21 protein-coding genes and 1 pseudogene are annotated in these 24,097 nt (G+C 68.2%); 12 read left to right on the plus strand and 10 right to left on the minus strand.

Annotation, left to right across the window (positions count from 1 at the left end):
- Positions 1 to 42 precede the first annotated feature (42 nt).
- Positions 43 to 969, plus strand: coding sequence for a 4-(cytidine 5'-diphospho)-2-C-methyl-D-erythritol kinase (locus IRT45_RS06200; protein WP_194804911.1), 927 nt, complete (start codon positions 43 to 45; stop codon positions 967 to 969).
- Positions 970 to 1,040: 71 nt separating this feature from the next.
- On the opposite strand, the gene IRT45_RS06205 is transcribed toward IRT45_RS06200, so the two are convergent.
- Positions 1,041 to 1,985 carry an LLM class flavin-dependent oxidoreductase gene (locus IRT45_RS06205; RefSeq protein ID WP_228533722.1) on the minus strand — a complete coding sequence of 315 codons (945 nt, stop codon included), beginning with the start codon at positions 1,983 to 1,985 and terminating at the stop codon, positions 1,041 to 1,043.
- Between the two features lie 699 nt (positions 1,986 to 2,684).
- On the opposite strand from IRT45_RS06205, the gene IRT45_RS06210 reads away from it, so the two are divergent.
- Entirely contained in the window at positions 2,685 to 4,478 is a 1,794-nt protein-coding gene (locus IRT45_RS06210) for an ABC-F family ATP-binding cassette domain-containing protein (protein WP_194804912.1), read from the plus strand.
- 22 nt (positions 4,479 to 4,500) lie between these two features.
- On the opposite strand, the gene IRT45_RS06215 is transcribed toward IRT45_RS06210, so the two are convergent.
- Both IRT45_RS06215 and IRT45_RS06220 read right to left on the minus strand, forming a co-directional pair.
- Complete coding sequence (locus IRT45_RS06215; RefSeq protein WP_309240813.1) at positions 4,501 to 5,436, minus strand: Abi-alpha family protein; 936 nt, start codon at positions 5,434 to 5,436, stop codon at positions 4,501 to 4,503.
- Positions 5,433 to 6,755: a hypothetical protein gene (locus tag IRT45_RS06220; RefSeq protein ID WP_083904185.1), complete on the minus strand. Its 1,323-nt coding sequence runs from the start codon at positions 6,753 to 6,755 to the stop codon at positions 5,433 to 5,435. The genes IRT45_RS06215 and IRT45_RS06220 overlap by 4 nt, the downstream gene beginning before the upstream one ends.
- Before the next feature lie 491 nt (positions 6,756 to 7,246).
- On the opposite strand from IRT45_RS06220, the gene IRT45_RS36700 reads away from it, so the two are divergent.
- The gene (locus IRT45_RS36700) at positions 7,247 to 8,119 is read left to right on the plus strand and encodes a DUF4393 domain-containing protein (RefSeq protein WP_309240814.1); all 873 of its coding nucleotides are present in this window, start codon (positions 7,247 to 7,249) and stop codon (positions 8,117 to 8,119) included.
- 89 nt (positions 8,120 to 8,208) lie between these two features.
- Positions 8,209 to 8,769 (plus strand): nuclear transport factor 2 family protein, encoded by a 561-nt coding sequence (locus IRT45_RS06230; protein WP_228533724.1) that lies wholly within the window; start codon positions 8,209 to 8,211, stop codon positions 8,767 to 8,769.
- A 92-nt stretch (positions 8,770 to 8,861) separates the two neighbouring features.
- Here the strand turns inward: IRT45_RS06230 and IRT45_RS06235 are convergent, their stop codons facing one another.
- Both IRT45_RS06235 and IRT45_RS06240 read right to left on the minus strand, forming a co-directional pair.
- Positions 8,862 to 10,481, minus strand: a complete 1,620-nt coding sequence (locus tag IRT45_RS06235) for a peptide chain release factor 3 (protein ID WP_194804913.1) — start codon at positions 10,479 to 10,481, stop codon at positions 8,862 to 8,864.
- A 133-nt stretch (positions 10,482 to 10,614) separates the two neighbouring features.
- Positions 10,615 to 11,169 carry a TetR/AcrR family transcriptional regulator gene (locus IRT45_RS06240; RefSeq protein WP_194804914.1) on the minus strand — a complete coding sequence of 185 codons (555 nt, stop codon included), beginning with the start codon at positions 11,167 to 11,169 and terminating at the stop codon, positions 10,615 to 10,617.
- A gap of 234 nt (positions 11,170 to 11,403) precedes the next feature.
- Between IRT45_RS06240 and IRT45_RS06245 the strand changes: the two genes are divergently transcribed.
- The 4 genes from IRT45_RS06245 to IRT45_RS06260 all read left to right on the plus strand — a co-directional run bounded on the left by IRT45_RS06245 (position 11,404) and on the right by IRT45_RS06260 (position 14,681).
- Complete coding sequence (locus IRT45_RS06245) at positions 11,404 to 12,066, plus strand: 1-acyl-sn-glycerol-3-phosphate acyltransferase (RefSeq protein WP_194804915.1); 663 nt, start codon at positions 11,404 to 11,406, stop codon at positions 12,064 to 12,066.
- A 281-nt stretch (positions 12,067 to 12,347) separates the two neighbouring features.
- Positions 12,348 to 12,956, plus strand: a complete 609-nt coding sequence (locus tag IRT45_RS06250) for a 50S ribosomal protein L25/general stress protein Ctc (protein WP_194804916.1) — start codon at positions 12,348 to 12,350, stop codon at positions 12,954 to 12,956.
- A gap of 22 nt (positions 12,957 to 12,978) precedes the next feature.
- Complete coding sequence (pth, locus tag IRT45_RS06255) at positions 12,979 to 13,557, plus strand: aminoacyl-tRNA hydrolase (RefSeq protein WP_036505176.1); 579 nt, start codon at positions 12,979 to 12,981, stop codon at positions 13,555 to 13,557.
- Between the two features lie 26 nt (positions 13,558 to 13,583).
- Entirely contained in the window at positions 13,584 to 14,681 is a 1,098-nt protein-coding gene (locus IRT45_RS06260; RefSeq protein ID WP_194804917.1) for an ADP-ribosylglycohydrolase family protein, read from the plus strand.
- A gap of 12 nt (positions 14,682 to 14,693) precedes the next feature.
- Here the strand turns inward: IRT45_RS06260 and IRT45_RS06265 are convergent, their stop codons facing one another.
- Together IRT45_RS06265 and IRT45_RS06270 are read right to left on the minus strand one after the other, a co-directional pair.
- Entirely contained in the window at positions 14,694 to 16,340 is a 1,647-nt protein-coding gene (locus IRT45_RS06265) for a fatty acyl-AMP ligase (RefSeq protein WP_194804918.1), read from the minus strand.
- A 148-nt stretch (positions 16,341 to 16,488) separates the two neighbouring features.
- Positions 16,489 to 17,676: an aminotransferase class V-fold PLP-dependent enzyme gene (locus tag IRT45_RS06270; RefSeq protein WP_194804919.1), complete on the minus strand. Its 1,188-nt coding sequence runs from the start codon at positions 17,674 to 17,676 to the stop codon at positions 16,489 to 16,491.
- Positions 17,677 to 18,032: 356 nt separating this feature from the next.
- On the opposite strand from IRT45_RS06270, the gene egtA reads away from it, so the two are divergent.
- The 4 genes from egtA to egtD all read left to right on the plus strand — a co-directional run bounded on the left by egtA (position 18,033) and on the right by egtD (position 22,540).
- Positions 18,033 to 19,319 carry an ergothioneine biosynthesis glutamate--cysteine ligase EgtA gene (egtA, locus tag IRT45_RS06275; protein WP_194804920.1) on the plus strand — a complete coding sequence of 429 codons (1,287 nt, stop codon included), beginning with the start codon at positions 18,033 to 18,035 and terminating at the stop codon, positions 19,317 to 19,319.
- 70 nt (positions 19,320 to 19,389) lie between these two features.
- A complete protein-coding gene (gene egtB, locus IRT45_RS06280; protein ID WP_194804921.1) occupies positions 19,390 to 20,727 on the plus strand; it encodes an ergothioneine biosynthesis protein EgtB in 1,338 nt (445 codons plus the stop codon).
- The gene (gene egtC, locus IRT45_RS06285) at positions 20,727 to 21,572 is read left to right on the plus strand and encodes an ergothioneine biosynthesis protein EgtC (RefSeq protein WP_194804922.1); all 846 of its coding nucleotides are present in this window, start codon (positions 20,727 to 20,729) and stop codon (positions 21,570 to 21,572) included. Before egtB ends, egtC begins: the two co-directional genes overlap by 1 nt.
- Complete coding sequence (egtD, locus tag IRT45_RS06290) at positions 21,569 to 22,540, plus strand: L-histidine N(alpha)-methyltransferase (protein ID WP_194804923.1); 972 nt, start codon at positions 21,569 to 21,571, stop codon at positions 22,538 to 22,540. The genes egtC and egtD overlap by 4 nt, the downstream gene beginning before the upstream one ends.
- Before the next feature lie 38 nt (positions 22,541 to 22,578).
- Here the strand turns inward: egtD and IRT45_RS06295 are convergent, their stop codons facing one another.
- The 3 genes and pseudogenes from IRT45_RS06295 to IRT45_RS06305 all read right to left on the minus strand — a co-directional run.
- Positions 22,579 to 23,214 (minus strand): DUF2461 domain-containing protein, encoded by a 636-nt coding sequence (locus IRT45_RS06295; RefSeq protein ID WP_194804924.1) that lies wholly within the window; start codon positions 23,212 to 23,214, stop codon positions 22,579 to 22,581.
- Between the two features lie 58 nt (positions 23,215 to 23,272).
- Entirely contained in the window at positions 23,273 to 23,587 is a 315-nt protein-coding gene (locus IRT45_RS06300; protein WP_194804925.1) for a hypothetical protein, read from the minus strand.
- 239 nt (positions 23,588 to 23,826) lie between these two features.
- A pseudogene (locus IRT45_RS06305) lies at positions 23,827 to 24,097 on the minus strand (ribose-phosphate diphosphokinase); the annotation flags it as partial.

The following is a 24,097-nucleotide window of genomic DNA, read 5'->3' on the forward strand; positions in this document are numbered from 1 at the left end:
GGCAAACCGACCGTTTGCCGCGCGGACGGATAACCTAGCCCCGTGCTGTCTGTAGTACCCAGTTCCGTGGTTGTGCGCGCCCCCTCCAAGGTGAACCTTCATCTAGGGGTCGATGACCTGCGTAGCGACGGATACCACGAACTGACCACGGTCTTCCAGGCACTGTCGCTCGCCGACGACGTGCGGATCGCCCCGGCCGGATCGCTGGCCGTGAGCGTGCACGGGGAGGGCGCCGCGCAGGTGCCGACCGATCGCACGAACCTGGTGTGGCAGGCGGCGGTCCGGCTCGGACATCTGGCCGGCCGGGCTCCGCTGGTGGAGATCGAGATCGAGAAGGGTATTCCGGTGGCCGGGGGGATGGCCGGCGGCAGCGCGGATGCCGCCGCGACGCTGGTCGGACTCAACGAGTTGTGGAGTCTGGAGATGTCGCGCGACGAATTGGCCGATGTCGCGGCCGAACTCGGCAGCGATGTGCCCTTCGCCCTGCACGGTGGCACCGCACTGGGCCGCGGCCGTGGCGAGAAACTGCTTCCGGTGTTGTCGCGCAACACCTTTCACTGGGTGCTGGCGCTGGCGAAGGAGGGGTTGTCGACGCCGAAGGTTTTCGGCGAACTGGACCGGCTGCGCGAGAACGGCCAACCGCCGCGTCTCGGCGATCCGCAGGAACTGTTGCAAGCCTTGGCCTCCGGGGACGCCACCCAGCTAGCACCCTTGCTCGGCAACGACCTGCAGGCTGCCGCCTTGTCGCTGAATCCGGCCCTGCGCCGCACCCTGCGGGCCGGCGTCGAGGCGGGCGCCCTCGCCGGAATCGTCTCCGGGTCGGGGCCCACCTGCGCCTTCCTGTGCGCCGGCGAAGCCGATGCGGTGGCGGTATCGGCCGAACTCTCCGGCGCGGGCGTGTGCCGCAGCGTCCGCACCGCGACCGGGCCGGTGCCCGGTGCACGCGTGCTGGCCGACGGGCGTCACTGACCCGACGTGACGAGCCGGCGCCGATCGGCTCGAGGGCGGGTCGGCGCCGGCCGATAGCTACATGCGACCGTTCAGCCGACAGCGTCGGCGAGGCGGTCGACCTGTTCCGGGTCTCGCCCGTAGCAGTAGAAGATCACTTCGTCGGCGCCGAGGTCGGCGAATTGCTTTGTGACCGTGCGGATCTGGTCCGGCGTGGTGAGCATGCCCTCGACCATGTTCACGCCGTAGTCGCTGAAGGCGTAGTACGCCGACATGGCGGCGCGGGCGTCGTCGATGACGTGTTGCGGACCCAGGGCCACGTTGACCTGCGCGACGATGCGCGGTGAACCCGCGCGATCGTAGTCGCGCCAGAACCGTCGCACGGTGTCGAACAGGCCCGGCGCCCACGACGGTGCGGCGGCGGCGAGGAATCCGCCGCCCCAGCGTGCGACGCGTTCCAGGGCGGCGGGCTGGAATCCGCCGAACAGCAGTTCCGGACCACCTGGGGTCTGCGGCTGCGGGCCGATCGCGCCGCAGCTCTCGCTGTAGGGTTCACCGGACCAGAGCCTGCGCATCGTCGCGACCTGCTCGTCCAATCGCTTTCCGCGCGTGCGCAATTCGGTACCGGACGCTTCATGGTCGTCGGCACGGCCGCCCACACCGAGCCCCAGCGTGAACCGGCCGCCCGAAAGCCGGTCGAGGGTGGCGACCTGTTTCGCGAGCAACGCGGTCTCCCGCAGTGGTGCGAGGAGCACTTCGGTCTGCAATCGGATCCGCTGCGTCGCACCGGCCAGATGCGCAAGTGTCACAAGGGGTTCCGGATTGTCGTAGACCAGTCGGTCGAGTAGTCCGAGGGTGGAGAACGGGCCCGATTCGGCCCGCTCGGCCCAGGCGACGAGTGACTGGGGATCGGCGATCGGCAACCCGATGCCGACCTTCACGCCGTGGGCTGTGCGCAGTGCTTCCGGCTGCCCGGAACTGGCGCCTGCACGGTCGCCGGACGACGAAGTGCCAATGGCAGATGACGAGTCGGTCATGAGAATCCTCCGAATGTGGGGTCGACAAATCAGCGCCGCCCACTCCGCGCCTCATGAGGCGGGGCTCCCGCACTACGGCAATACTTCTGGAGAGCCCATTTGGATTGCCCGCAGAGTACCTATGCCTCAACCTTTTTCGCAACCGCGATCCGTGTGGGCCGCACGGTACCGCTGCGGTTCGGCCCGCCGCAGAGGAGGAAACGGCCCACTGGGGCATTACGGTGAGCGCGGAGCCGGGAACTGCGTGCATGTGTGGCCGCGCCGCCATCCGCATGGGTAGCCCCGAGGCCGGCATACGGGTGCGACTCGCAGGTCGGCCGGCGTGTGTGGCCGCGCCGCCGTCCGCGTGCGTGGCCTCGACGCCGGCATATGCGTGCGGCTGGGGGCCGGTCTGCGTGTGACTCCGAGATCGGCGTGCTGGTGTAGCCGGAGGCCGGCCTGTGCGTGCGGTCCCGCGAGATCCATGGAACGCACCACCGGTGGTCGCCGTCAGGGCTGGTGTGATCCGGGAGAGGCGGGCTCGCGCCCGGCTCACCCGCGCCGGAAGTGCGCACCCTCGTGCCGTAATCTTCACGGGTGAAGCCGACGGGCGTGGTCCCGCCGCTGCGCAAGCGCAGCCGGCGCGCGCGACGCGGCCGGACCTGCGCCGAGCTCGTGGCACACCCGTAGGCCCCGCCGTACTCGGAGAGGACTGACCCCTTGGCGAATCTGATCAATCTGGAGCAGGTCCACAAGAGCTTCGGAATCACCCCGCTGCTGGACAACGTGTCCCTCGGCGTGCAGGAGGGTGAGCGGATCGGGGTCGTCGGTCTCAACGGCGGGGGTAAGACGACACTGCTCGAGGTGCTGACCGGGCTCGAACAGCCCGACAGCGGGCGGGTGAGCCGCATCAACGGCCTGCGCATGGCGGTGGTGACCCAGCGCGGTGTGCTGCCGGAAGGGGCCACGGTGGGGGAGGTGGTGCTGGCCGGGCTCGCCGAAGACGCGCGCACCGACGGTGTCGCCGAACACGAGTGGGCCGCCAACCCGCGCATCCGCAGCGTCCTCGACGGTATCGGCATCGCGGATCTGGGGATGGACGCCTCGGTCGCGAATCTGTCCGGTGGCGAGCGTCGTCGCGTCGCGCTGGCCGCCGCGCTGGTGCGCGAACTGGATCTGCTGGTCCTCGACGAGCCCACCAACCACCTCGACGTCGAGGGCGTGCAGTGGCTGGCCGAACATCTGCTCGCGCGCCGCAGCGCACTCGTGGTGGTCACCCACGACCGCTGGTTCCTCGACACCGTCGCCACCCGCACGTGGGAAGTGGTGGGCGGCAAGGTCGAAAGCTACGAGGGCGGCTACAACGACTGGATCTTCGCCCGCGCCGAACGGTCCCGCCAGGCCGATGCCACCGAGGCGCGCCGGCGCAATCTGGCCCGTAAGGAATTGGCGTGGCTGCGTCGCGGCCCGCAGGCCCGCACCTCGAAACCCCGCTATCGGGTCGATGCCGCCGAGGCGCTGATCGCCGATGTGCCGCCGCCGCGCGACACCGTGCAGCTGGCCTCCTTCGCGCGAAAGCGCCTGGGCCGCGTCGTGATCGAACTCGAGGACGCCACGCTCACCACTCCCGACGGCCGCGAACTGGTGCGCGATCTGACCTGGCGATTGGCTCCGGGGGAGCGAGTCGGCCTGGTGGGCGTGAACGGGTCGGGCAAGACGACCCTGTTGCGCGCGCTCGCCGGTGACGCGGAACCGGCGGCCGGAAAGCGCATTCAGGGCCAGACCGTCCGGATCGGCTGGCTGCGGCAGGAACTCGACGATCTGCCCACCGATATGCGGGTGCTGGAAGCGGTCGCCGATGTCGCCGAGCGAACCATGCTGGGAGACAAGGAGATCAGCGCCGGGCAGCTCGCCGAACGGCTCGGGTTCACACCGGCCAAACAGCGCACTCCGGTCGGTGACCTGTCCGGCGGTGAGCGCCGCCGTCTGCAGCTGACCCGCATTTTGATGGGTGAGCCGAACGTGCTGCTGCTCGACGAGCCCACCAACGACCTCGATATCGACACCCTGCAGCAACTCGAGGATCTGCTCGACGGCTGGCCCGGCACTCTGGTCGTGATCTCCCACGACCGGTATCTGATCGAGCGCATCAGCGATTCCACCTGGGCCCTGTTCGGCGACGGCAAACTCACCAACCTGCCCGGCGGCATCGAGGAATACCTGCGCCGCCGCGCAGCACTCGCCGACACCGCGCGCCGCCCGCCCGCGCAGACCGAAACCGCCGCGCCCGCAACCGATTCCGCCGCCTATCGCGCCGCGCGCAAGGAGTTCGGCCGGTTGGAACGGACCCTGGAGAAACTCACCGAGCGGGAGGAACGCCTGCACACCGCGCTGGCCGAAGCCGCCACCGACCCGGAGAAGCTGGTGAGCCTCGGCGCGGAACTGAAGCAGGTGCAGGCCGAGAAGGAATCGACCGAGATGCGCTGGCTGGAACTCGCCGAAGAGGTCGGCTGAACGCAGGTTTCGGGGCCGGCTCTCAGAGGGCGTGGCCCAGGGGCGGCACCGGCAGGCACGCACAGGTGAAGTCTGCGCCGAACGAGGTGAGCGCGATGCTGCGGTAGGCGACCTTGGTGCCGAATCCGCGCTTGAGCAACCGCCGCACCTCCGGCTGCGATTCCAGCAGCTGATAGCGGACCGGATTGTCCAGCTGATCGCCGTCGGCGGTGATGAGTCCGAGGCGGCGCAGATTCGTCAGGTAGGTGATCGCGCGGTCGGCGAAGCGCAACGCCGCGGTCTCGCCGATCAGCGACATGCCGACCTCGATGCGCTGGGTGCCCGAACTCAGCGGCCGCCCGGTGCGGATGTCGAGCGCCGGCTGCGGCCCGTCGAGGTAGAGGAAGCGCAGGATCCGGGCCTCGTCGGGAGCCAGTTCGGCGAGAATGCGCGCGAAGGCCGGATGATCGCCGTCCTCGCAGTGCACATCGGCCGAGCGGCGCAGCAGTTCGGCGCCGCGATCGCGCAGGCTCGGCGCCGTCGGGGCGGGGGCGCCGCCGGAGGTGGCATCGATGCCGAGTGCGCGCCGCACCGAGTCGCGAACCTGCTCACCGGCCTCGGAGAGCACATGTCGCGGCGGCTGCCCGGACATACTGCCGCGCACCACGGTGGCCGTCACACCGACCGCGGTGCCCAGGCTCCAGGCCGCGGCCTCGGTGACGGCGGACAGCGCCACCCGCACCACACCGGTCGTGGTGCGCACGGGACCGGCCCAGCCCGGGCGGGCATCCTCGGGCAGCATCAATTCGGCCGACCGGCGTGCGACGAGGTCGGTGGAGCGGGCGTCCGGTTCCGGGAAGACCGTCTCGATCTCGGTCGTACCGGTGCCGGCCGCCGCGTCGCCGGACTCGGCGACCACCTCGGCGTATTCGATCGAAAACTCGGCGCCGTCACCGTTTTCCGGTGCGGATCCGCTCACAGCCATACGTTCGCTACTTCCGTTCCGAAGATCAGAAGATGAGCGTAACCGGCGATGAGCCCCAGCACACCGCCATGGACGAACAAAAGCCACTCGTCCTGTTTGATCGCCGCGCGCAACATGTCGACGAAGTCCGGCGGCTTCAGCGCCGCCATCTGCGTGGCGATGTACCGGCTGACCTGCCGGCTCTGCTGGGCGTTGAACCCGGGATCGGCGAAGGCGGCCGGCGCCAGCGATTTGGCCTCGTCGGTGAAGCGGGTCTGCAGGGTCGCGTAGTCCCGGCTGCCGATCATGAACTTCAGCGCCCCGCGCATCGGCCCGAGCGCGCGGTCGGTGGCCGGGCGCAGGGTGTCCTCGAGGACCTGCATGGTGCGGTCCGAGCGCGGCCCGTTCAGCAGTTCGTCACCGACATTGGCGATCGTGATGATCTGGGTGGCCACCAATTCGGCGTAGCCCTCCGTGATTTCGGGTTGCCGCTTGATCAGCAAACCCTGCCGCCACGGGCACCACCACTTCGGATAGGCGGGCTCGAAGATCATATTGAGCCCGATCCAGTTGACCACCCAGCCGATGATCACACCGCCGACCGGCAGCACCACCAGCGGCGACCAATGCGTCAGATGCAGCACCGCGACGAGCACCAGACCCATCGGTGCGCCGAAATAGAAGCCGAAGTTCTGCATGAACCGCAACTCCTTGGCGCCCAGCACCTGAAAAACGGTGTTGAGCAACTGCGGGCGCGATTGGAAATACCGGATCACCATCTGTTTGACATCGAGCAGTTGTTCGATGTTGGACCCGAGTTCGTCGGTCAGTTCCTTGAGGATCTCCGGGAGTTGTTCCCGGACCCGCTCGTGCACCAACTCCCGGACCTGTGCGGGCAAGTTGTACCAGAGCTGCGGATGTTCGCGGCGGGCAATCTCCTCCACGATGTCGCGGATCTGCGACTGCGCCATATCGGTCAGATGCGCGGCCAGTTCATCGGGCTCGAGTTCGCGATAGAAGTCGGCGACGCTACCGAGTTTCGAGAGCCCTTTGTCGACCGCGATCGAGGCCATCTTGTCCGCGCGCGAGGGCACGATTCCCTGCCAGCCCATGCGCCCGTCGTACTGCAGCAACGGCAGCACCTGAATGCGCTTGGGAAGATAGGGGAACAACCATTTCAGACCCGGTACCCGAAACCCGTGAAAGCGTAGCGGCTTGAACAGCATCAGGATGCCGGTCCAGTTGGTGATATAGCCGATGACACCCGTGAAGAGGGGGATCGTGATCAGTTCCAGCAAAATCGTCGGGTGAAAACCCAGCAAACTATCCAGCACGACACCCTCCTGCCGACCCCTTACCGGTGACCGCCGTCACACCGGCACTACAACGTACCCCGTCGGCCAGGCGAACCTTACTGCGAATTCCGGAAACGGGTCCAATTGCGACCGGAGCGACGCGGCCGGAGGCGGCAGCGAGCGTAACCACGGAGGCCGCCGCGGAGGTCGCCATGCAATTCCGCGACTGGAGCGACGCGGCCGGAGGCGGCAGCCTGCGTAACCACGGAGGCCGCCGCGGAAGTCGCGATCCAATTCGGGTTGGAAAGCTGGTACGCGGTAGCGTATGGCCGAGACTTCGATCACATCGCGTGATCGGAATGTCGCACCGGACAGTGGCAGCCGCAAGAATGACCGGAACCACATTCATGCCGCTATCGCTGGGGTGTCGGCGCTCATGGCCGAGAGCCGCTGAACATGGCCGGTGGCCTTCGGGGTGCGGTAAGAATATGTGAGCGGACTCGTTCACCTGGCGATATTCGGAGAATGACGTGACAGACGACAGGACCGGACAGGATGTGGTCCGACCCGGTTCCCGCGCTGTGGAACGCAGCTCGGACGTGGAGAAGCGGCAGATCAGCAACGAAGCCCGCATGATCCGCGGCGTCTTCCGGGCAGCCGGCCTGGCTGCCGGGACCGCGGTCCGCGGCGGCCAGTGGGCCGTCGGCACCGGCCTCGAGGTCACCAAGCAGATCGCCCAGGCCGCGCTCGACGGCGAATCCTCCACCGACATCGCCGAACGCACCGGAGCCGCACTGCAGTCCGTCGCCCGCAGCGTCCTCGGCGTCACCGAGGGATCGGTGCGCGAGATCGTCAGCTACGTCCCCACCAACGGCCAGGCGCAGGGGCCGTCGGCCGGCGGGCTGGTCCGCTCGTCGACCCTGGTCGATCTGCGCCGCCGCGGCGACAATCTGCTCGCGCGCTCGGCCGACGTGTACTTCACCGAGGAAGTGCATCCGGCCTACGACCGCATCCTCGATCAGCTGTCCTCGGACGAGGCGCGGATTCTGCGGTTCATGGCCATCAACGGGCCGCAGCCCTCGGTCGACGTGCGCACCAACCGGCCGCTGGGGATCGGTTCCGAGCTGGTCGCCGGAGATCTGACCTCGGTCCCGGAGCAGGCCGGCGTGCGGTATCCGGATCGGTCGCGGCTGTATTTGATCAATCTGAACCGGCTCGGTCTGCTGACCACCTCCGACGATCCCGTGGTGCTGAGCCGTTATATGGTGCTCGAGGTGCAGCCGATCGTCGAATCGGCGCTCAAGCAGGCTGGCCGGGTGCCCAAGATCGTGCGAAAGAGCTTGCGCCTCACCGAATTCGGCGAGGACTTCTGTAAGACCTGCTTCACCATCAACGGGTCCTGACCTGCGACTGCCGGTCAACGGTGTGTAGCGATCCGATACCTATTTTCCGATCTGCGCAGATTCGCCGGATCCGGTGGGATTGTTGAGGTATGGATTCCGATGCCGTCTCCGCGATCAGCCGGCTGAAGTTCCGGTACCTGAGAGCGCTCGACACCAAATCGTGGGAAGACTTCGCCGACACGATGATCCCGGAGGCGACGGCGACCTACAGCGAGTACCTGCAGTTCGAATCGCGTGATGCGTTCCTGGCGTTCATGCGCAACACCCTCGGGCCCCACGTCATCACCGAACATCGGTGCGACCACCCCGAGATCGATATCGACGGCGACGCGGCGACCGGCACCTGGTATCTGGCCGACACCGTACTCATCCCCGGTCACAACATGCTGCTGCGCGGGGCGGCGTTCTACAACGACCGGTACGTGCGCTGCGACGACGGCCATTGGCGCATCGCCCACACCGGGTACGAGCGGACCTATGAGGTGGTGCTGTCGCTCTCGGATCTGCCGAGTCTGCGTCTGACCGCCAGCCGGTGGGGCGTGATCACCGGTGAGTCGGGTTCGGTGCCCGATATCCCGGCCGTGGTGTCGAATATCGAGGACACGCCGGGCGGGCCGGTCGAGGAAGAACCGGACGAGGCGATCGGGTAATCGCCTCCGGTCGACCCGTCAGTCGGTGTCGATCGGCGGACTGCCGGGTCGCCCTCCGTGGTGACGCTCCGCTGCCGCCTCCGGTCGACCCGTCAGTCCGCGGTCGCGACGAGCGGTTCCAGCGTGAGTTCCGGCTTTTCCTTCTCGATGTACTGCAGCCGCCACTTGTCGCTGAACAGGGCCAGGATGACGCCGTCGCTGCGGGTGAAGACCTCGACCCCGCGCTGCCGGTCCAGCTCCGGCGACGAGGCGGCGTCGGTACGCCGGGCCAGCTGATAGGGCAGGAAATCCAGCTGCGTTTCGACGTTGAATTCGGCCTGCATCCGGGCGGTGACCACCTCGAACTGCATCGGGCCGACCGCCGCCAAGACAGGGGAGGCGTCGCCGCGCAGGTCGTTGCGCAGCACCTGCACCACGCCCTCGGAGTCGAGTTGATCGATGGCCTTGCGGAACTGCTTGTACTTGCCCGCGCTGCGAGCGCGCAAGGTGGCGAAATGTTCCGGCGCGAAGGACGGAATCGGCGGGAACTCCACCTTCTTGTCCACGAACAGCGTGTGCCCGGGGGCGAGGGCGGTCGCGTTGACCAGACCCACCACATCGCCCGGATAGGCGGTGTCGACGGTGGCGCGCTCGCGGCCGAAGACGGTGAGCGCGTATTTGGTCGCGAACGGGCGTCCGGTCTGAGCGTGCGTGACGACCATGCCCCGCTCGAATTCCCCGGAGACGATGCGCATGAACGCCAGCCGGTCGCGATGCGCGGCGTCCATACCCGCCTGCACCTTGAATACGACCGCGCTGAACGGGTCGGCCGGTTCCCGCGGGGAGCCGTCGACGTCGGCGCGGGAGCCGGGCGGCGGGGCCAGCGCCACCAGCGTGTCGAGCAGTTGCCGCACGCCGAAGTTCAGCATCGCCGAGGCGTAGATGACCGGCGAGGTCTGGCCGGCGAGGAACAGTTCCTGATCGTGATCCTGGCCGGTGGCCGAGAGCAGTTCGCTCTCCTCGGCCGCGGTCTCCCACGGTTCGCCTTCGCGGGCGGCGGCCTGGTCGGGCGAGTACGACTCTTCCGGCGCGATGGTCGCGCCGCCCGCGGTCCGGGTGAAATGGATGTATTCGGTGGCGGCGCCCTCGGGTCCGCGGCGCAGCAGCCCACGGAAATCGCCCGCGATGCCGACCGGCAGGAACAGCGGCGTGGGGGTCAGGCCGATCCGCTCGCTGATCTCGTCGAGCAGTTCCAGCGGCGCCCGTCCGGGACGGTCCCACTTGTTGATCACGGTGATCACCGGGATGCCGCGGTGGCGGCACACCTGGAACAGTTTGAGCGTCTGTGGCTCCAGGCCCTTGGCGGCGTCGATGAGCATGACGGCGGCGTCGACGGCCGTCAGTACCCGGTAGGTGTCCTCGGAGAAATCGGAGTGACCGGGCGTGTCGACCAGATTGATCACGCACTCGCCGTATTCGAACTGCAGCGCCGTCGAGCTGACGGAAATACCGCGCGCCTTCTCCATTTCCATCCAGTCGGAAACGGTGGATTTCCGGCCGGATTTCCCGTGAATGGCGCCGGCCTCGGAAATCATCTTCGCGTGCAGGGCCAAGGCCTCGGTCAGCGTCGACTTACCCGCGTCCGGATGCGAGATCACCGCGAAGGTGCGCCGCCGTTCCGCCTCCTGCGCCACCCGCCCGGATGTGGTCGTGCTGGCTGAGGGGGAATTCACCGATCGGCTCCTCTTCGCGGGACAGGGCAAAGCATCAGAATACGTGAGTGAGGCGCTTCGGCTCGCACCGGGGACAGCGGCGGTCCAGGGAAACTGCCGGTCAGGGCGGGTGCGCGGACCGCGGGGGCCTCGGTCAATCGGACAGGTGCCGGGCGACCGTGCGCAGGACGAGCCGGTCCAGGTCGATACCCGGCGCGATCAGTTCCACGCTCCGGTTCGCCACGAGGGTGGCGATGCCGTGCAGATTCGTCCACAGTCCGAAGGCGCGTTCTTCCGCGCGGTCGCGCACACAGCTCGCGACCAGATCCGCCCACCCCTGGTAGATCGGAATCGTCTTGCGGCGCAGATTCTCTCCCGAGCCTTGCAGCAGATCGTGGCGGAACATGAGGGTGAACATCTCGGGCCGCCGTGCCGCGAAGTCGATGTATTCACCCGCCATCCGGTCGATCCGCACCCGCGGGATCTCGCTCTCGTGTGCCGCGAAACGCCCACTCAGATCAGCGAACCCGTGCACCGCGACCGCGGCCAGCAGCGCGTTGTGGGTCGGGAAGTACCGCCGCGGCGCCCCATGCGACACCCCGGCCTCCCGTGCGATGGCCCGCAGACCGAGCTGTGCGGCACCGACCTCCTCCAGCAATCCCACACCCGCACTCACCAGCCGTTCCCGCACCGGTTCGTCGACACCCATGCCGCACATTGTCGCGTGCGGGTTCCGCGTCCGTTCGGCAGCGGTGCCGGTCGCAGGCGATTCGGCATTCACCGACAGGTGCCGTGGGTCCGGTGGCGGGTCCACCGCACGACACCGTTCACCGGAGATCGCCTCCGCCGGCAAAAAGTGTGACGAGCAGCAAGGTGACCGCGTAGACATTGTCTACTAGAATGACTGATAGACAGTGTCTACGAGCGACCGTGGAGGGCGTGTATGTGGTATCGGCTTTTGAAGTTCGTCCTGATCGGACCGCTCCTGCGGATCCTCGGGCGGCCGAAAGTCGAAGGGCTGCATCATGTTCCGAAGGACGGCCCGGTGATCATCGCGGCGAATCATCTGGCCGCGATCGACTCCCTCTATCTGGCGCTCGTGCTGCCGAGGCGGATCACCTTTCTCGCCAAGAGTCAGTATTTCGATGAATCGGGGTGGCGCGGGCGCGTCAATCGCTGGGTGATGACGGCGACCGGACAGGTGCGCGTCGATCGCTCCGGTGGTTCCGCCTCGGCGGATGCGCTCGCCGCGGCGGTCGGGATTCTGGAGTCGGGCGGGGTGTGGGGCATTCACCCGGAAGGGACTCGCTCACCGGACGGCCGGGTCTATCGCGGTCGCACCGGAGTGATCCGGGTGGCGATGCAGACCGGCGCGCCGGTCGTGCCGGTGGCGCTCAGCGGCACCGACCGGGTGAACCGGCGTGGGCGGCGGCTGCTGCGTTTCGGCAAGGTTCGAATCGTGTTCGGTGCGCCTCGCACCTTCCTGCCGGTCGATCGGGCCGCGGTCCGCACTGCGACCGACGACCTCATGGTGGAGTTGGCGATGCGTTCGGGTCGCCGCTATGTGGATTGCTACGCGGCGCACTTCCGCGCCGAATCCGCCTGAACCGGCCCGGGGCCGAGCCTGCGGGAGTTTGCCGTCCGGCGTGCATTACCGCATCGGGGTGCGGCGCGAAAGCGTTTTCCGCTACATGCTATTGTTCTCAGGTTGTCTCGGCGAGGGTGTCGCACCCAGTGCACACCGTGATCGACGCGGCTCGGCTTCCGGCCGTTGTCGTGCGGTCATCGCCCGACGAGCAGACCCTTTCGCCAGGGCCGTCCGAATTCAGGACAGTACCTGGCCAGCACACCGTCCGCCCCGGAAAGCCGTAGGAGAGTATTTCAGTCATGTCCGACGTCAGCGTTCTCGCAGCTCAGACCCGCACCGAATTCGGCAAGGGCGCCGCGCGCCGCACCCGTCGCGACGGCAACGTTCCCGCCGTCCTGTACGGCCACGGCGAGGCGCCGAAGCATCTGGCCGTCAACGCTCAGGCCTTCGCCGCGATCCTGCGTGAGCACGGCACCAACGCCGTCCTGAACCTGGAGATCGACGGCAAGAAGCAGCTGGCGATGACCAAGTCCGTGGTCGTGCACCCGATCCGCCGCTACATCGAGCACGCCGACCTGCTGATCGTCAAGCGCGGCGAGAAGGTCGTCGTCGACGTGCCGGTCGCGCTGGCCGGCGACGCGGGCCCGGGCACCCTGGTCACCCAGGAGGCCACCACCGTGTCGATCGAGGTCGACGCGCTGAACGTGCCCGAGTCCATCGAGGTCTCGATCGAGGGTGCCGAGGCCGGCACCCAGATCACCGCCGGTCAGGTCGAGCTGCCGAAGGGCGCCGCCCTGTCCGGCGACCCGGAGGCGCTGATCGTCAACATCATCGTCGCTCCGGCCGCCGAGGCCGTCGAGGGCGAGGGTGAAGGCCAGGCCGAGGGCGAGGCCGAGAGCGCCGAATAATTCGGTCGTTCAACGGATTTCGATGACGGAATCTACTGCCCCCGCGCTCGTGGTGGGGCTGGGTAATCCCGGGCCCGAATACGAGCGCACCAGGCACAATGCCGGGTTCCTGGTCGCCGATGTGCTCGCCGAGCGCATCGGCGGCCGGTTCACCGTGCACAAGAAGTCGGGCGCCGACCTGGTCGAGGCCCGGCTCGACGGGCGCAAGGTGCTGCTGGCCAAGCCGCGTACCTATATGAACCTATCCGGCCGCCCGGTCGCGGCGCTGGCCCGGTTCTTCTCGGTCCCGCCCACCGAGGTCATCGTCGTGCACGACGAACTGGATCTGCCGTTCGGCAGCATCCGGCTCAAACGCGGCGGCGGTGAAGGTGGTCACAACGGGCTGCGTTCGATCTCGAATGCCCTGTCCACCAAGGACTATCTGCGGGTGCGGTTCGGTGTGGGCCGCCCGCCCGGCCGGCAGGATCCGGCCGATTTCGTGCTCAAACCGTTCTCCGCGCCCGAACGCAAAGAGGTTCCGGTGCTGGTCGAACAGACCGCCGACGCGGTGGAGTTGCTGCTGCGCGTGGGTCTGGAAACCGCCCAGAACCAACTGCATTGAGCGATCCTCTGCGAAGATCGGTGGCCGTGCAGGACTACACGACGATTTTCGATCGGTATCGGGGCACGCTGCTGGGCGGGGCGGTCGGTGATGCCCTGGGCTGGCCGATCGAATTCCTGAAACTGGAACAGGTCCGCGACCGGTTCGGTCCCGACGGGCTCACCGGATTCGCTCCGGCGGCAGACGAATCCGCGCCCAGGCAGATCACCGACGACACTCAGATGACGCTGTTCACCGCCGAGGGGCTGTTGCGGTGTGCGCCGGGGGCGGATCCTGCGCCGGTCCTGCGCCGCGCCTATCTGCGCTGGCTGCGGACACAACGCGAACACGCGCCCGACCCGCGTCCCGACGGCTGGCTGGCGAGTCTGCCCTATCTGTACGCGGTACGCGCACCGGGCAACGCGTGTATGCGCGGGCTGAACCGGCAGGCGCAGAGTTATCGCGAACCACATCCCTTCGGCGTCCCGGGGCCGGTGAACGAGGATTCCAAGGGATGCGGCACGGTCATGCGGTCCGCGCCGTTCGGATTGGCCGCCCTCGGACCGGAGGCCGCCTTCCAGGCGTCGGCGCGGTGTGCCCAGCTCACCCACGGTCATCCCACCGGATATCTGGCCGCCGGGGCATTCGCCGCCCTGATCGACCGGCTCGTGAACGGCGCCGATCTGCGAACGGCGGTGCAGGACACCACGAGTCAGGTCGAGGCGGTGGCCGGTGGCGCGGAAACCGCCGCCGCCCTGCGCAAGGCCGTGGCCACCGCCGACGCGGGTACCGGGACCTCGGAGGCCGTCGAACAGGTAGGTGCGGGCTGGGTGGCCGAGGAATGTCTGGCCATCGGGGTGTACTGCGCGCTGGATGCCGAGCGGACCGGAGATGTGCGCCGCGCATTCCTGTTGTCGGTCAACCATTCCGGTGATTCCGATTCCACCGGTGCGGTGGCCGGCAATATCCTCGGCGCCCGCCACGGCCTCGACGCGCTGCCCCTTGATTGGTGCGGTGCGGTCGAGGGCCGCGACGATCTGGCCCGCGTCGCCGACGATCTGGTCGCCGCTTTCGTGTACCGGGACCGGAACCCCCTCGGCGACCGCTATCCGGTGGACGCGTCGGAAGATCCGGTACCGCAGTGACTCTCGTGCCGATCAGTTCAGATGCGCCGCGGTGGCGGAGCGGCGCAACTTCCCGGAGGACGTCTTCGGCAGCGCGCCGGGGCCGAGGACGGTGACGCTGCGCGGGCGGGCGCCGACCGCGGTGAAGACCTCGTGCACGACCTCGTGCTCGATCCGGCGCACCGTCTCGGGATCCTGAAAGTCGTTGCTCTCCACCACGACCGCGAAACTCTCGCGCTTCTGCCCGGCGTCCAGGCGCACCGCGACCGCGTTACCCGGCCGCACCCCGGCCACACGCAGCGCGGCGCGTTCGATATCGGTCGGGAAGATGTTGCGCCCGCCCATGATGATCACGTCCTTGATCCGGCCGCAGACCACCACGGACCCGTCCTCGGTCACGTAGCCGATATCGCCGGTATCGAGCCAGCCCTCGGCGTCGCGAGCGGGCCGGAACCCGTCGACGGTCACATATCCCACGGTGACGGCGGGCCCGCGCACCTCGAGCACGCCCACCGTTCGGGTCGGCAACGGCCGGTGTTCGTCGTCGACGACCCGGATCTCGAGATTGTCGACCGGGCGGCCCAGCAGCGGCAGGCGGCGCAGATTGCCGTGGTGGGCCGCCGGATCCGTCGCCGGAACCGCCTTGCCGAGCGCCTCGAGCAGATCCGCGTCGACGATGTCGACGACCTGCCCGACGCCCGGATCCGGAATCGACACCGCCAGCGTCGTTTCGGCCATGCCGTACACCGGAGTGAGCGCGGACGCGCTGAGCCCGAATCGTTTCCCGGCCGCCGCGAGGGCGTCCATCGTATCGGGATCGACCGGTTCGGCGCCGTTCCACATGTACCGCACACTGCTCAGATCCACGGTGCCGTCCTCGGCGCGCGCCAAGCGGCGGGTCAGCAGCGAATAGGCGAAATTGGGTGCGGCCGTGACCGTTCCGCGGTATTTCGAGATCAGCTCGGCCCACAGGATCGGCCGTTGCAGGAAGTCCATCGGCGTCACACAGACCACCTCGGCGCCCAATTGCATCGGCACGCTGAGGAATCCGACCATGCCCATATCGTGGAACAGCGGCAGCCAGCTGACCATCACGTCCTGGTCGAGCTGGAACTTCACCCGATCGAACATGGCGTAAGCGTTGACGTAGAAGTTCTCGTGGGTGATCCGCACTGCCTTCGGCGATCCGGTGGAACCGGAGGTCAGCTGCTGGAGCGCGATATCGGATTCCACGGTAGGCACCGGATCGGTATCGGGTCCGGTGGCCAGCTCGTCGGTCAGGACCACGGTGATGCCACGTTCGGTCAGCAATGGTGCCGCCACCTCGAACGGCGCGCCCAGCACCACCGCACGTGCCTCGATCATCCGAAGCACGGTCTCGGTGTCGCGGGCCCACAGTTGCAGATCCGTGCGCGGCGTCGGCTGATGCAGCATGGTGATCGATGCCCCGCGCATCCAGATCGCCTGGCACGCCGGCGCGATATCGGCGGGCATACCGGCCAGCACACCGACGGCATCGCCGTGCTCGATCCCGGCCGCCGCGAGCCCACCGGCCATCCGCCGGGCGAGGCGGTGGATCTCGTCCCAACCCCGGCGTAGCGGCGTCTCCGGCTCCCCGGTGATCAGCCCCCGGCGGGAACGTTGTGCGGTCGCGAACATTTCCTCGGTGAACCGGCTCACCCTCGAACTCCCGTCTCCACCCGACCGGCGGTCGGCACATCTGCACTATCTCGGTGCGCGGGCGCGGCGTTAGCCGGCGCCGGAGCGTGATCGTTTCAGCGTCGCACTACGAATAACACGATGAAAATCGGAACTCGGTTCGGCCGCCTCAACCCGCGAGGCGGTCGACGGCCTCGAGGAAGCGATCGAGCTCCTCGAGGGTGACGAAGCAGTGCGGCGAGGCTCGCACCACCGATTCGAGCCGCCGCGCGGACATGTCGAGCAACGTGGAGCTACGGTAGCTGACCGTCACCGTGATGTCGGCGGCACGCAGCGTCTCGCGCACCTCGTTCGGATCGACGCCGTCGACGGTGAACGAGACGATGCCGGAATGTTCGGTTCCCAGGTCCCGCACCGTGATTCCCGGGATCGACGGCAGATTCTCGCGCAGATGCCGCGCCTTGGCGGCGATATCGGCGTAGACGTTCTCCGGTCCCAGATCCAGCAGGTAGCGCACCGCCGCGCCGAGGCCCAGTCGCGCCGCGACGTCGCATTCCCAGAATTCGAAGCGGCTCGCGTCGGAGGCCACGCGATAGTCCTGCGGCCCGGTCCACGCGGCGCTGTGCAGATCGAGGCGGCTGGGTTCGAGTTCGCGGCAGACGTCCGGGTGGACGTAGAGGAAGCCGGTGCCGCGCGGGCCGCGCAACCACTTCCGGCCGGTGGCCGACATCGCGTCGACACCCAGTTCCGCCACATCGATGCCGATCTGACCGGCGGATTGGCAGGCGTCCAGCAGGACCAGCGCACCGACGCGATGGGCGATGCGGGTGGCCTCGGCGACCGGGTTGACCAGGCCGCCGTTGGTGGGAGCGTGCAGCAGCGAGACGATCTTCACGCGGTCGTCGAGCATGCTGTCGAGGGCCACCAGGTCGATCTGCCCGGTGTCGTCGCTGGGAATGGCCTCGACGGTCGCGCCCGCCGCCCGCGCGCGCTGCAGGGCCGCGATCACATTGCTGGCGTAGTCCGAACCCGAGACCAGAATGCGATCGCCCGGCCGCAGCGGTACGGCGTAGAAGAAATCCGACCAGGAACGGGAGGCGCTGTCGCTCAGGGCGATCGCCGAGGCGTCGGCGTTGATCAGTGTGGCGATCGCGGTCTTGACCGCCGCCAGATCGTCGAGCCGCTCCGAGGCGGAGCGATATCCGCCGATCTCGGCCTCGCGCCGCAGATGGGCGACGGCGGTGTCCACGACGATTCGCGGGGGCAGCGAGGATCCCGCGCTGTCGAGGAAGACCGGCGGCGGTCCGGCGGTGTCGTAGGCGGGGATATCGGCGCGCAGTCGGTCGGTATCGAGCACCCTGTCGACCGTAGGCCATCGCGGGCTGCCGACGCCCGAGGCCGTCCCGGGAACGGTCCGGATCAGCTGCCCGGACGACGCCGCCGACGGCTCCGTCGGGAGGCGAGACAGCGGCGATCGCTTGGGGCCTGTGGTGCTGGTGGTGCGGCCGTGACCGGCATGTTCACCATTTCGACGGATTCTGTGTCGGTGGGCGCGGCTACCCTGGTTCGAGCGGCGGAAGAACCGGGCGCGGTCTCTCGTTGCACTGCTACACGCAATACCGGCACTCGGTCGATGCGGCACTGTCGCCGATATCGGCTCAGGGTGGGCGGAACGCGGTGGGTGATCCCCCGCAGGCTCGAGCGGAGGTTGGCATGGCGGTAACGGTGGACAAGGCGCCGGCCGGATCGGTTGCCGGTTTGTCTTCGCGCGCCGCGGCGGAGGCCTATGTGGGAGGTGTCTGTTTCAAACAGGGCCCGCCCACGTTGATCGGTGCCGAACTGGAGTGGCTCACCGCTCGCGGGGAGCTGTCGGCGCCGGATTCGCGTCCGCGCTTGTCGATGCTCGCGGATGCGCTGGGTCCTTATGCCCCGCAGTCTGTTTCGCCCGATTCACCCGCCAAAGTACTTCCCGGTGGCAGCCGGATCACCCTCGAACCCGGTGGCCAGATCGAACTGTCCAGCGCCCCCTTCGCCGATGCCGCGCAACTCTGCGCCCGGCTGCTCGAGGATTCTCACTTTCTCTCCGACTTGCTCGGAACCCGATCCATCCGAATGTATTCCGCCGCCGCCGATGTCGGTCGGCAGGCCCGCCGGGTGCTTCGCCTGCCGCGTTATCGCGCGATGGAACGGGCGTTCGCGGGCGTCGGCCCGTACGGCAAGCTGATGATGTGCAATACCGCCGCCACGCAGGTCAGCGTGGACGCGGGGGCCGACCCCGCCGAGATCGCGGCCCGCTGGAACGCGCTGTACGCGGTCGGCCCGGCCCTGGTGGCGGCCTTCGCCTGTTCCCCGGATCTGCACGGTGCTCCCACCGGCGCCTGGGCGTCGCAGCGGATGCGCACCTGGCTGCGGCTCGATCACGCCCGCACCCGGCCGCCGGTGCGGAGCTGGGCCGACCCGCTCACCGACTACGGCCGCTGGGCGCTGGACACCCCGCTGCTGTGCGTGCGGCGCGGCCCCGCCGAGGCGGACTGGACGGCGCCGCCGGGCGCCACCTTCGCGGATTGGCTGTGCGGTGCGCTCGACGACGAGATCGGCCGCCGCCCGGAGGTCGAGGATCTCGACTACCACCTGACCACGGTCTTTCCGCCCGTGCGGGCGTCCGGACACCTCGAGGTCCGCTATCTGGACGCACAGCCGGGTGATCAGTGGTCCGTGCCGATCCACGTCGTCGATGCGCTGATGTCGGCGCCGTCGGTGGTCGCGGAGGCGACCGCACTGGCCGAACCGGTCGCCGACGAATGGGCCTCGGCCGCCCGCTGTGGCCTGGCCGATCCCCAGATCCGTTCCGTCGCAGTGGAATTGCTGACTCTCGCCGCCGAGCATGCCCGCAGCGACGCGGCCGCCGAGCAGGTGTGGGCAGCGGTGCGGCGATGTCGCAGCGGCCGCATTCCGGACGGGGAGGTCGCCCGTTGCGCACCCGCCGAGACAGCCGAATGAGTACGACCGGCGACGCGCACCGCAGGTCGGCGCGACGAGGCAGCCGGGCACGATCCCTGGGAGAGCACCGATGACCGTTCACACCGGAACCGATCACGCCGCGACCGAGCGTTTACGCGCACAGATCGCGGAGGTCCTGATCCGCGCACGCGCCCGCACGACGGTGCTGACCGAGGCGGTGGACGAGGCCGAACTGGTGGCCCAGCATTCGCCGCTGATGAGCCCGCTGGTGTGGGATCTGGCGCATATCGGCAACCAGGAGGAACTGTGGCTGGTCCGTGATGTCGGCGGGCGTGAGCCGGTACGGGCCGATATCGACCATCTCTACGACGCTTTCCGGCACGCCCGCGCCGACCGCCCGGCGCTGCCGCTGCTGAATCCGGCGCAGGCACGTGGATACGTCGGCACCGTGCGGAACAAGGTACTGGATGTGCTGAATTCCAGTCCGTTGCGCGGAAATCGGCTGGTGGACAGTGGTTTCGCCTTCGGCATGATCGCCCAGCACGAACAACAGCACGACGAGACCATGCTCGCCACCCATCAGCTGCGCGCCGGCGACGCGGTGCTGACCGCCGCGCCCGCACCGGCCGCGCGCGTCGCCGTCGGCGACGAAGTCGTCGTTCCCGCGGGCGAATTCACCATGGGCACCTCCTCGGATCCGTGGGCCCTCGACAACGAGCGGCCCGAACATCGCGTCCACCTGCCCGGCTTCGCGATCGACGCGGCGCCGGTGACGAACGCGCAATATCTGGCGTTCATCGAGGACGGCGGCTATCACCGGCCCGAGCTGTGGTCACAGCGTGGCTGGGCCCACCGGGTGGAGGCCGATCTGACCGCGCCACAGTTCTGGGAGCGCGACAGCGACAACCGCTGGTGGCGGCGGACTTTCGCAAGGCCGGCGCCGGTGCGCCCCCAGCAGCCGGTGGTGCACGTGTGCTGGTTCGAGGCCGAGGCCTACGCCAGCTGGGCGGGCAAGCGCTTGCCCACCGAGGCCGAATGGGAGAAGGCCGCGCGGTTCGATCCGGCCACCGGACGGTCGCGGCGATATCCCTGGGGCGACGCCGAACCCGACGACACCACCGCCAATCTGGGGCAGCGCCATCTGGAACCGGCCGATGTCGGTGCCTATCCGGCCGGTGCGTCGCCGTCCGGAGTGCATCAGCTGATCGGCGACGTATGGGAGTGGACCGCTTCGGGTTTCGAGCCGTATCCCGGATTCGCGGCGTTCCCCTACCGCGAATATTCCGAGGTGTTCTTCGGCGGTGACTACCGCGTCCTGCGGGGCGGATCCTTCGGTACCGACCCGGTCGCCTGCCGCAGCACCTTCCGCAACTGGGACCACCCGATCCGGCGCCAGATCTTCTCCGGCTTCCGTCTCGCCCGCGACCTGCGACCGGACGAGCGCTGATGTGCCGACATCTCGGCTATCTGGGGCCACCGGCTTCGGTCGGTGAACTGCTCACTCGCGGAACGCATTCGCTGCGCACCCAGTCGTGGGCGCCGAACGATATGCGCCACGGAGGAACCGTCAACGCCGACGGTTTCGGGGTCGCGTGGTGGACCGGGGACGGGGCCGCGAGCCGCTACCGCAATTCCGCGCCGATCTGGACCGACCCCGCGGTGGAGGAGGTGCTGCCGCAACTGTCCTCGGCGGCGGTGCTGGCCGCGGTGCGTTCGGCCACGGTCGGCATGCCGGTGGAACGGACCGCCTGCGCCCCGTTCATCGACGGCGGATGGGCGTTCAGCCACAACGGTGTGATTCAGAACTGGCGCACGGTGTTGCCGGTGGTGGCACAGCAATTCGGGTCGCCGGATCTGCTGGATGCCGAATCCGCGACCGATTCCGCCGCGCTCTGGGTGGTGCTGCGCGCCGCCTTGGACGGAATCGGCGTGCTGTCGTCGGCGTTCGAGGGTCGCAGCGAGTCCGACGCCCGGCTCCGGGCCGTCGCGGCCGCGGTCACGGCGACGGTTCGCGCCGTACTGGCGCAGGCGCCGAGCGCACGGCTGAACCTGCTCCTCGGGGACGGCGAAACACTGTGGGCGACAACTGTTCACCACTCGCTGTCGGTGCTCGTCACCGACGAGGCCGCGGTGGTTTCCTCCGAACCCTACGACGACGATCCACGCTGGCAGGCGATCACCGACCGGCAGGTGGTGACGGTGCGGCCCGGTCTGCTCGTGGTCGAGCCGCTGGACGCAGCACCACCCACACTCTCCGCAGGACTCGATGAATCCGAAAGGGCCCGTTCATGAGCGAACCGACGCTGGACATCCACCTCACCGACGACGATCTCGACGCCGCGCTGCGGTCGGACGCTCGGACCGGACTCACCGCCGATCCGAAGACGTTGCCGCCGAAGTGGTTCTACGACGCGCGCGGTAGTGAACTGTTCGAAGCGATCACCGAACTTCCGGAGTACTACCCGACCCGCACGGAGCGCGCGCTGCTCGAGCGGGTGGTCGGCGATATCGCGCGCACCGCCCAGGCCGAGGTACTGGTGGAGCTCGGCGCCGGATCGGCGGCCAAGACGCGTCTGCTGCTGTCGGCCCTGTTGTCCGAGGGGCCGTTGAAAACCTATGTGCCGCAGGATGTGTCGGTTTCGGCGCTGCGCGGTGCCGCTGAGCAGATCGGTACCGAATTCCCGAATCTCGCGGTGCACGGTGTGGTCAGCGATTTCACTGAAACCCTGCACAATCTCCCGCGCGGTGGCCGGCGGATGATCGCGTTCCTGGGCGGCACCATCGGCAATCTGGTCCCGCGGGAGCGGGCCGAATTCCTGGCCGGCATTCAGCAGGTCCTCGAACCGGGCGAACAGCTGCTGCTCGGGGCCGGCCTGGTCACCGATCCGGCGGTGCTGGTGCCCGCCTACGACGACGCCGCGGGCGTGACAGCCGAATTCAACCGAAATGTCCTGCACGTGTTGAACTCTCGGCTGCATGCCGACTTCGATCCGGAAGCCTTCGCGCATATCGCCCACTGGGATGCGGAGAACGAGTGGATCGAGATGCGGTTGGCGGCGACCCGGGATATGACGGTCACCGTCGCCGATCTCGACCTGGTCGTGGACTTCGCCCAGGGTGAGCAGATGCGCACCGAGATCTCGGCCAAGTTCCGCGTGGACGGACTCGGCCGGGAACTGGACAGCGCCGGATTCGCCACCGAAGAGGTGTGGACCGATCCGGACGAGCGTTTCGTGCTGGTCCTGGCCGAACGACGCTGACGCCCGGGCTCGAACCGGACTGCCCGGGGGTGTCGGCGTCAGTTGCCGATGACCGCGGCCAACCACTCGACGACGGGCCGCAGATCTTCCCAGGCGGCCCGGACCTCGGTGGCGGCGCGGGGCGTCTCCAGCCAGGGCGGTGCGCCGAAGTCCTTGTGGATCACCAGGGATTTGTGGCGCAGCAGGTCGAGGCGTGGATGGTCGGCGGGGAAACCCTTGGGCCGGGTCTTCAGTTGCTCCCCGCCGATCACATAGCCGACTGCCGCCAAACCGTCCAGCAGCGCCTGCAATTCGTAGCCGCGCACCTCGTCGTCGATGGTCGTGCGCAGCCGCGCGAGCTGCTCGGGCGTCGGTGCGTACACCCCACCGGCCACATACAGCCCGGGAGCGCCGATCTGGACGTACCACCCCGCTCCCGGGGCGGTGCGGACCACCGCGCCCTGATGGTCCTTGTAGGGCGCCTTGTTCTTGGAGAACCGCACATCGCGATACGGCCGGAAGATCTTCGCCGGTCCGAAGTCGTTCTCCAGTTCCGTGGTCAGCGCCACCATCGGCGCCCGCACGGACTGTTCGTAGACATGCTTGTTGGCGGTCCAGAAAGCCTTCGAGTTGTCGGCTTCCAGATCCTCGTAGAAGTCGAGCCCGGCGAACGGGAACCCCGCGAATCCGCTCATACCGCCAACTTAGCGACCGCCGCGGACACCTTCCGCGGCGCCCGCTCCGACGGGCCGTTCAGTCGCCCGGTTCGTCGACCACGTCGATGGCGGCGACTTCGGCGGGCCGCTCGTCCTCGTCGCGCAATTCCTGACGATGCCGGCGGCGAGTCCATTCCTGGTCCAGCTCACTGCGGATCCCGAGGCGGCCGTCGTCGTCGTTCTCGTGATACTTGATCTCCAGATTGTCGGGCGGATCATCGATGTAGCGCTGATATTCGCGGATCTCGTCGGCCTGTTCATCGTCCCCGAGGTCGTAGTCCAGGTCCTCGCGCTCGTCATCGCCCATCTCGAACACCTCGTCCATCAACGGGTAAGTGTCGTCGTCGGCCATCAGCAGCCCACCTCTCTCGCAGGCTCCCCCGCCTCTCCGGGGATTTTGCGTGCCGTGAGAGCCACTCGACTCGGTAGTCGGTCTCGCCTCACGACGTTATGAAGTTGTGGGCGTACCCGGCGAGTTACCCATGTCCTCGCGAAATCAGTCGATACGTCGGCTTCCCTCGCGAGGACCAGGTCCACCTGCCCCTATTCTCCACTCGAGCGCAGCTCCGCGGTAGTGACCGGGCTTTACTACTACGCGGAGCCGTTGAACAGGCCCGTCACCGATCCGTTCTCGAAGACTTCGCGGATCGTCCGTGCCAGCAGCGGGGCGATCGACAGCACGGTCAGCGAGGGGAACTTCTTGTCCTCGGTGATCGGCAGGGTGTTGGTGACGATGACTTCCTTGGCGCCGCAGGAGGCCAGGCGCTCGGCCGCGGGGGAGGACAGCACACCGTGGGTGGCGGCGATGACCACATCGCCGGCCCCGGCCTCGCGCAGCACGCGCACGGCCTCGGCGATGGTG

Source organism: Nocardia sp. BSTN01, assembly GCF_015354405.1.
In the GTDB taxonomy this organism is placed as follows: Bacteria; Actinomycetota; Actinomycetes; order Mycobacteriales; family Mycobacteriaceae; genus Nocardia.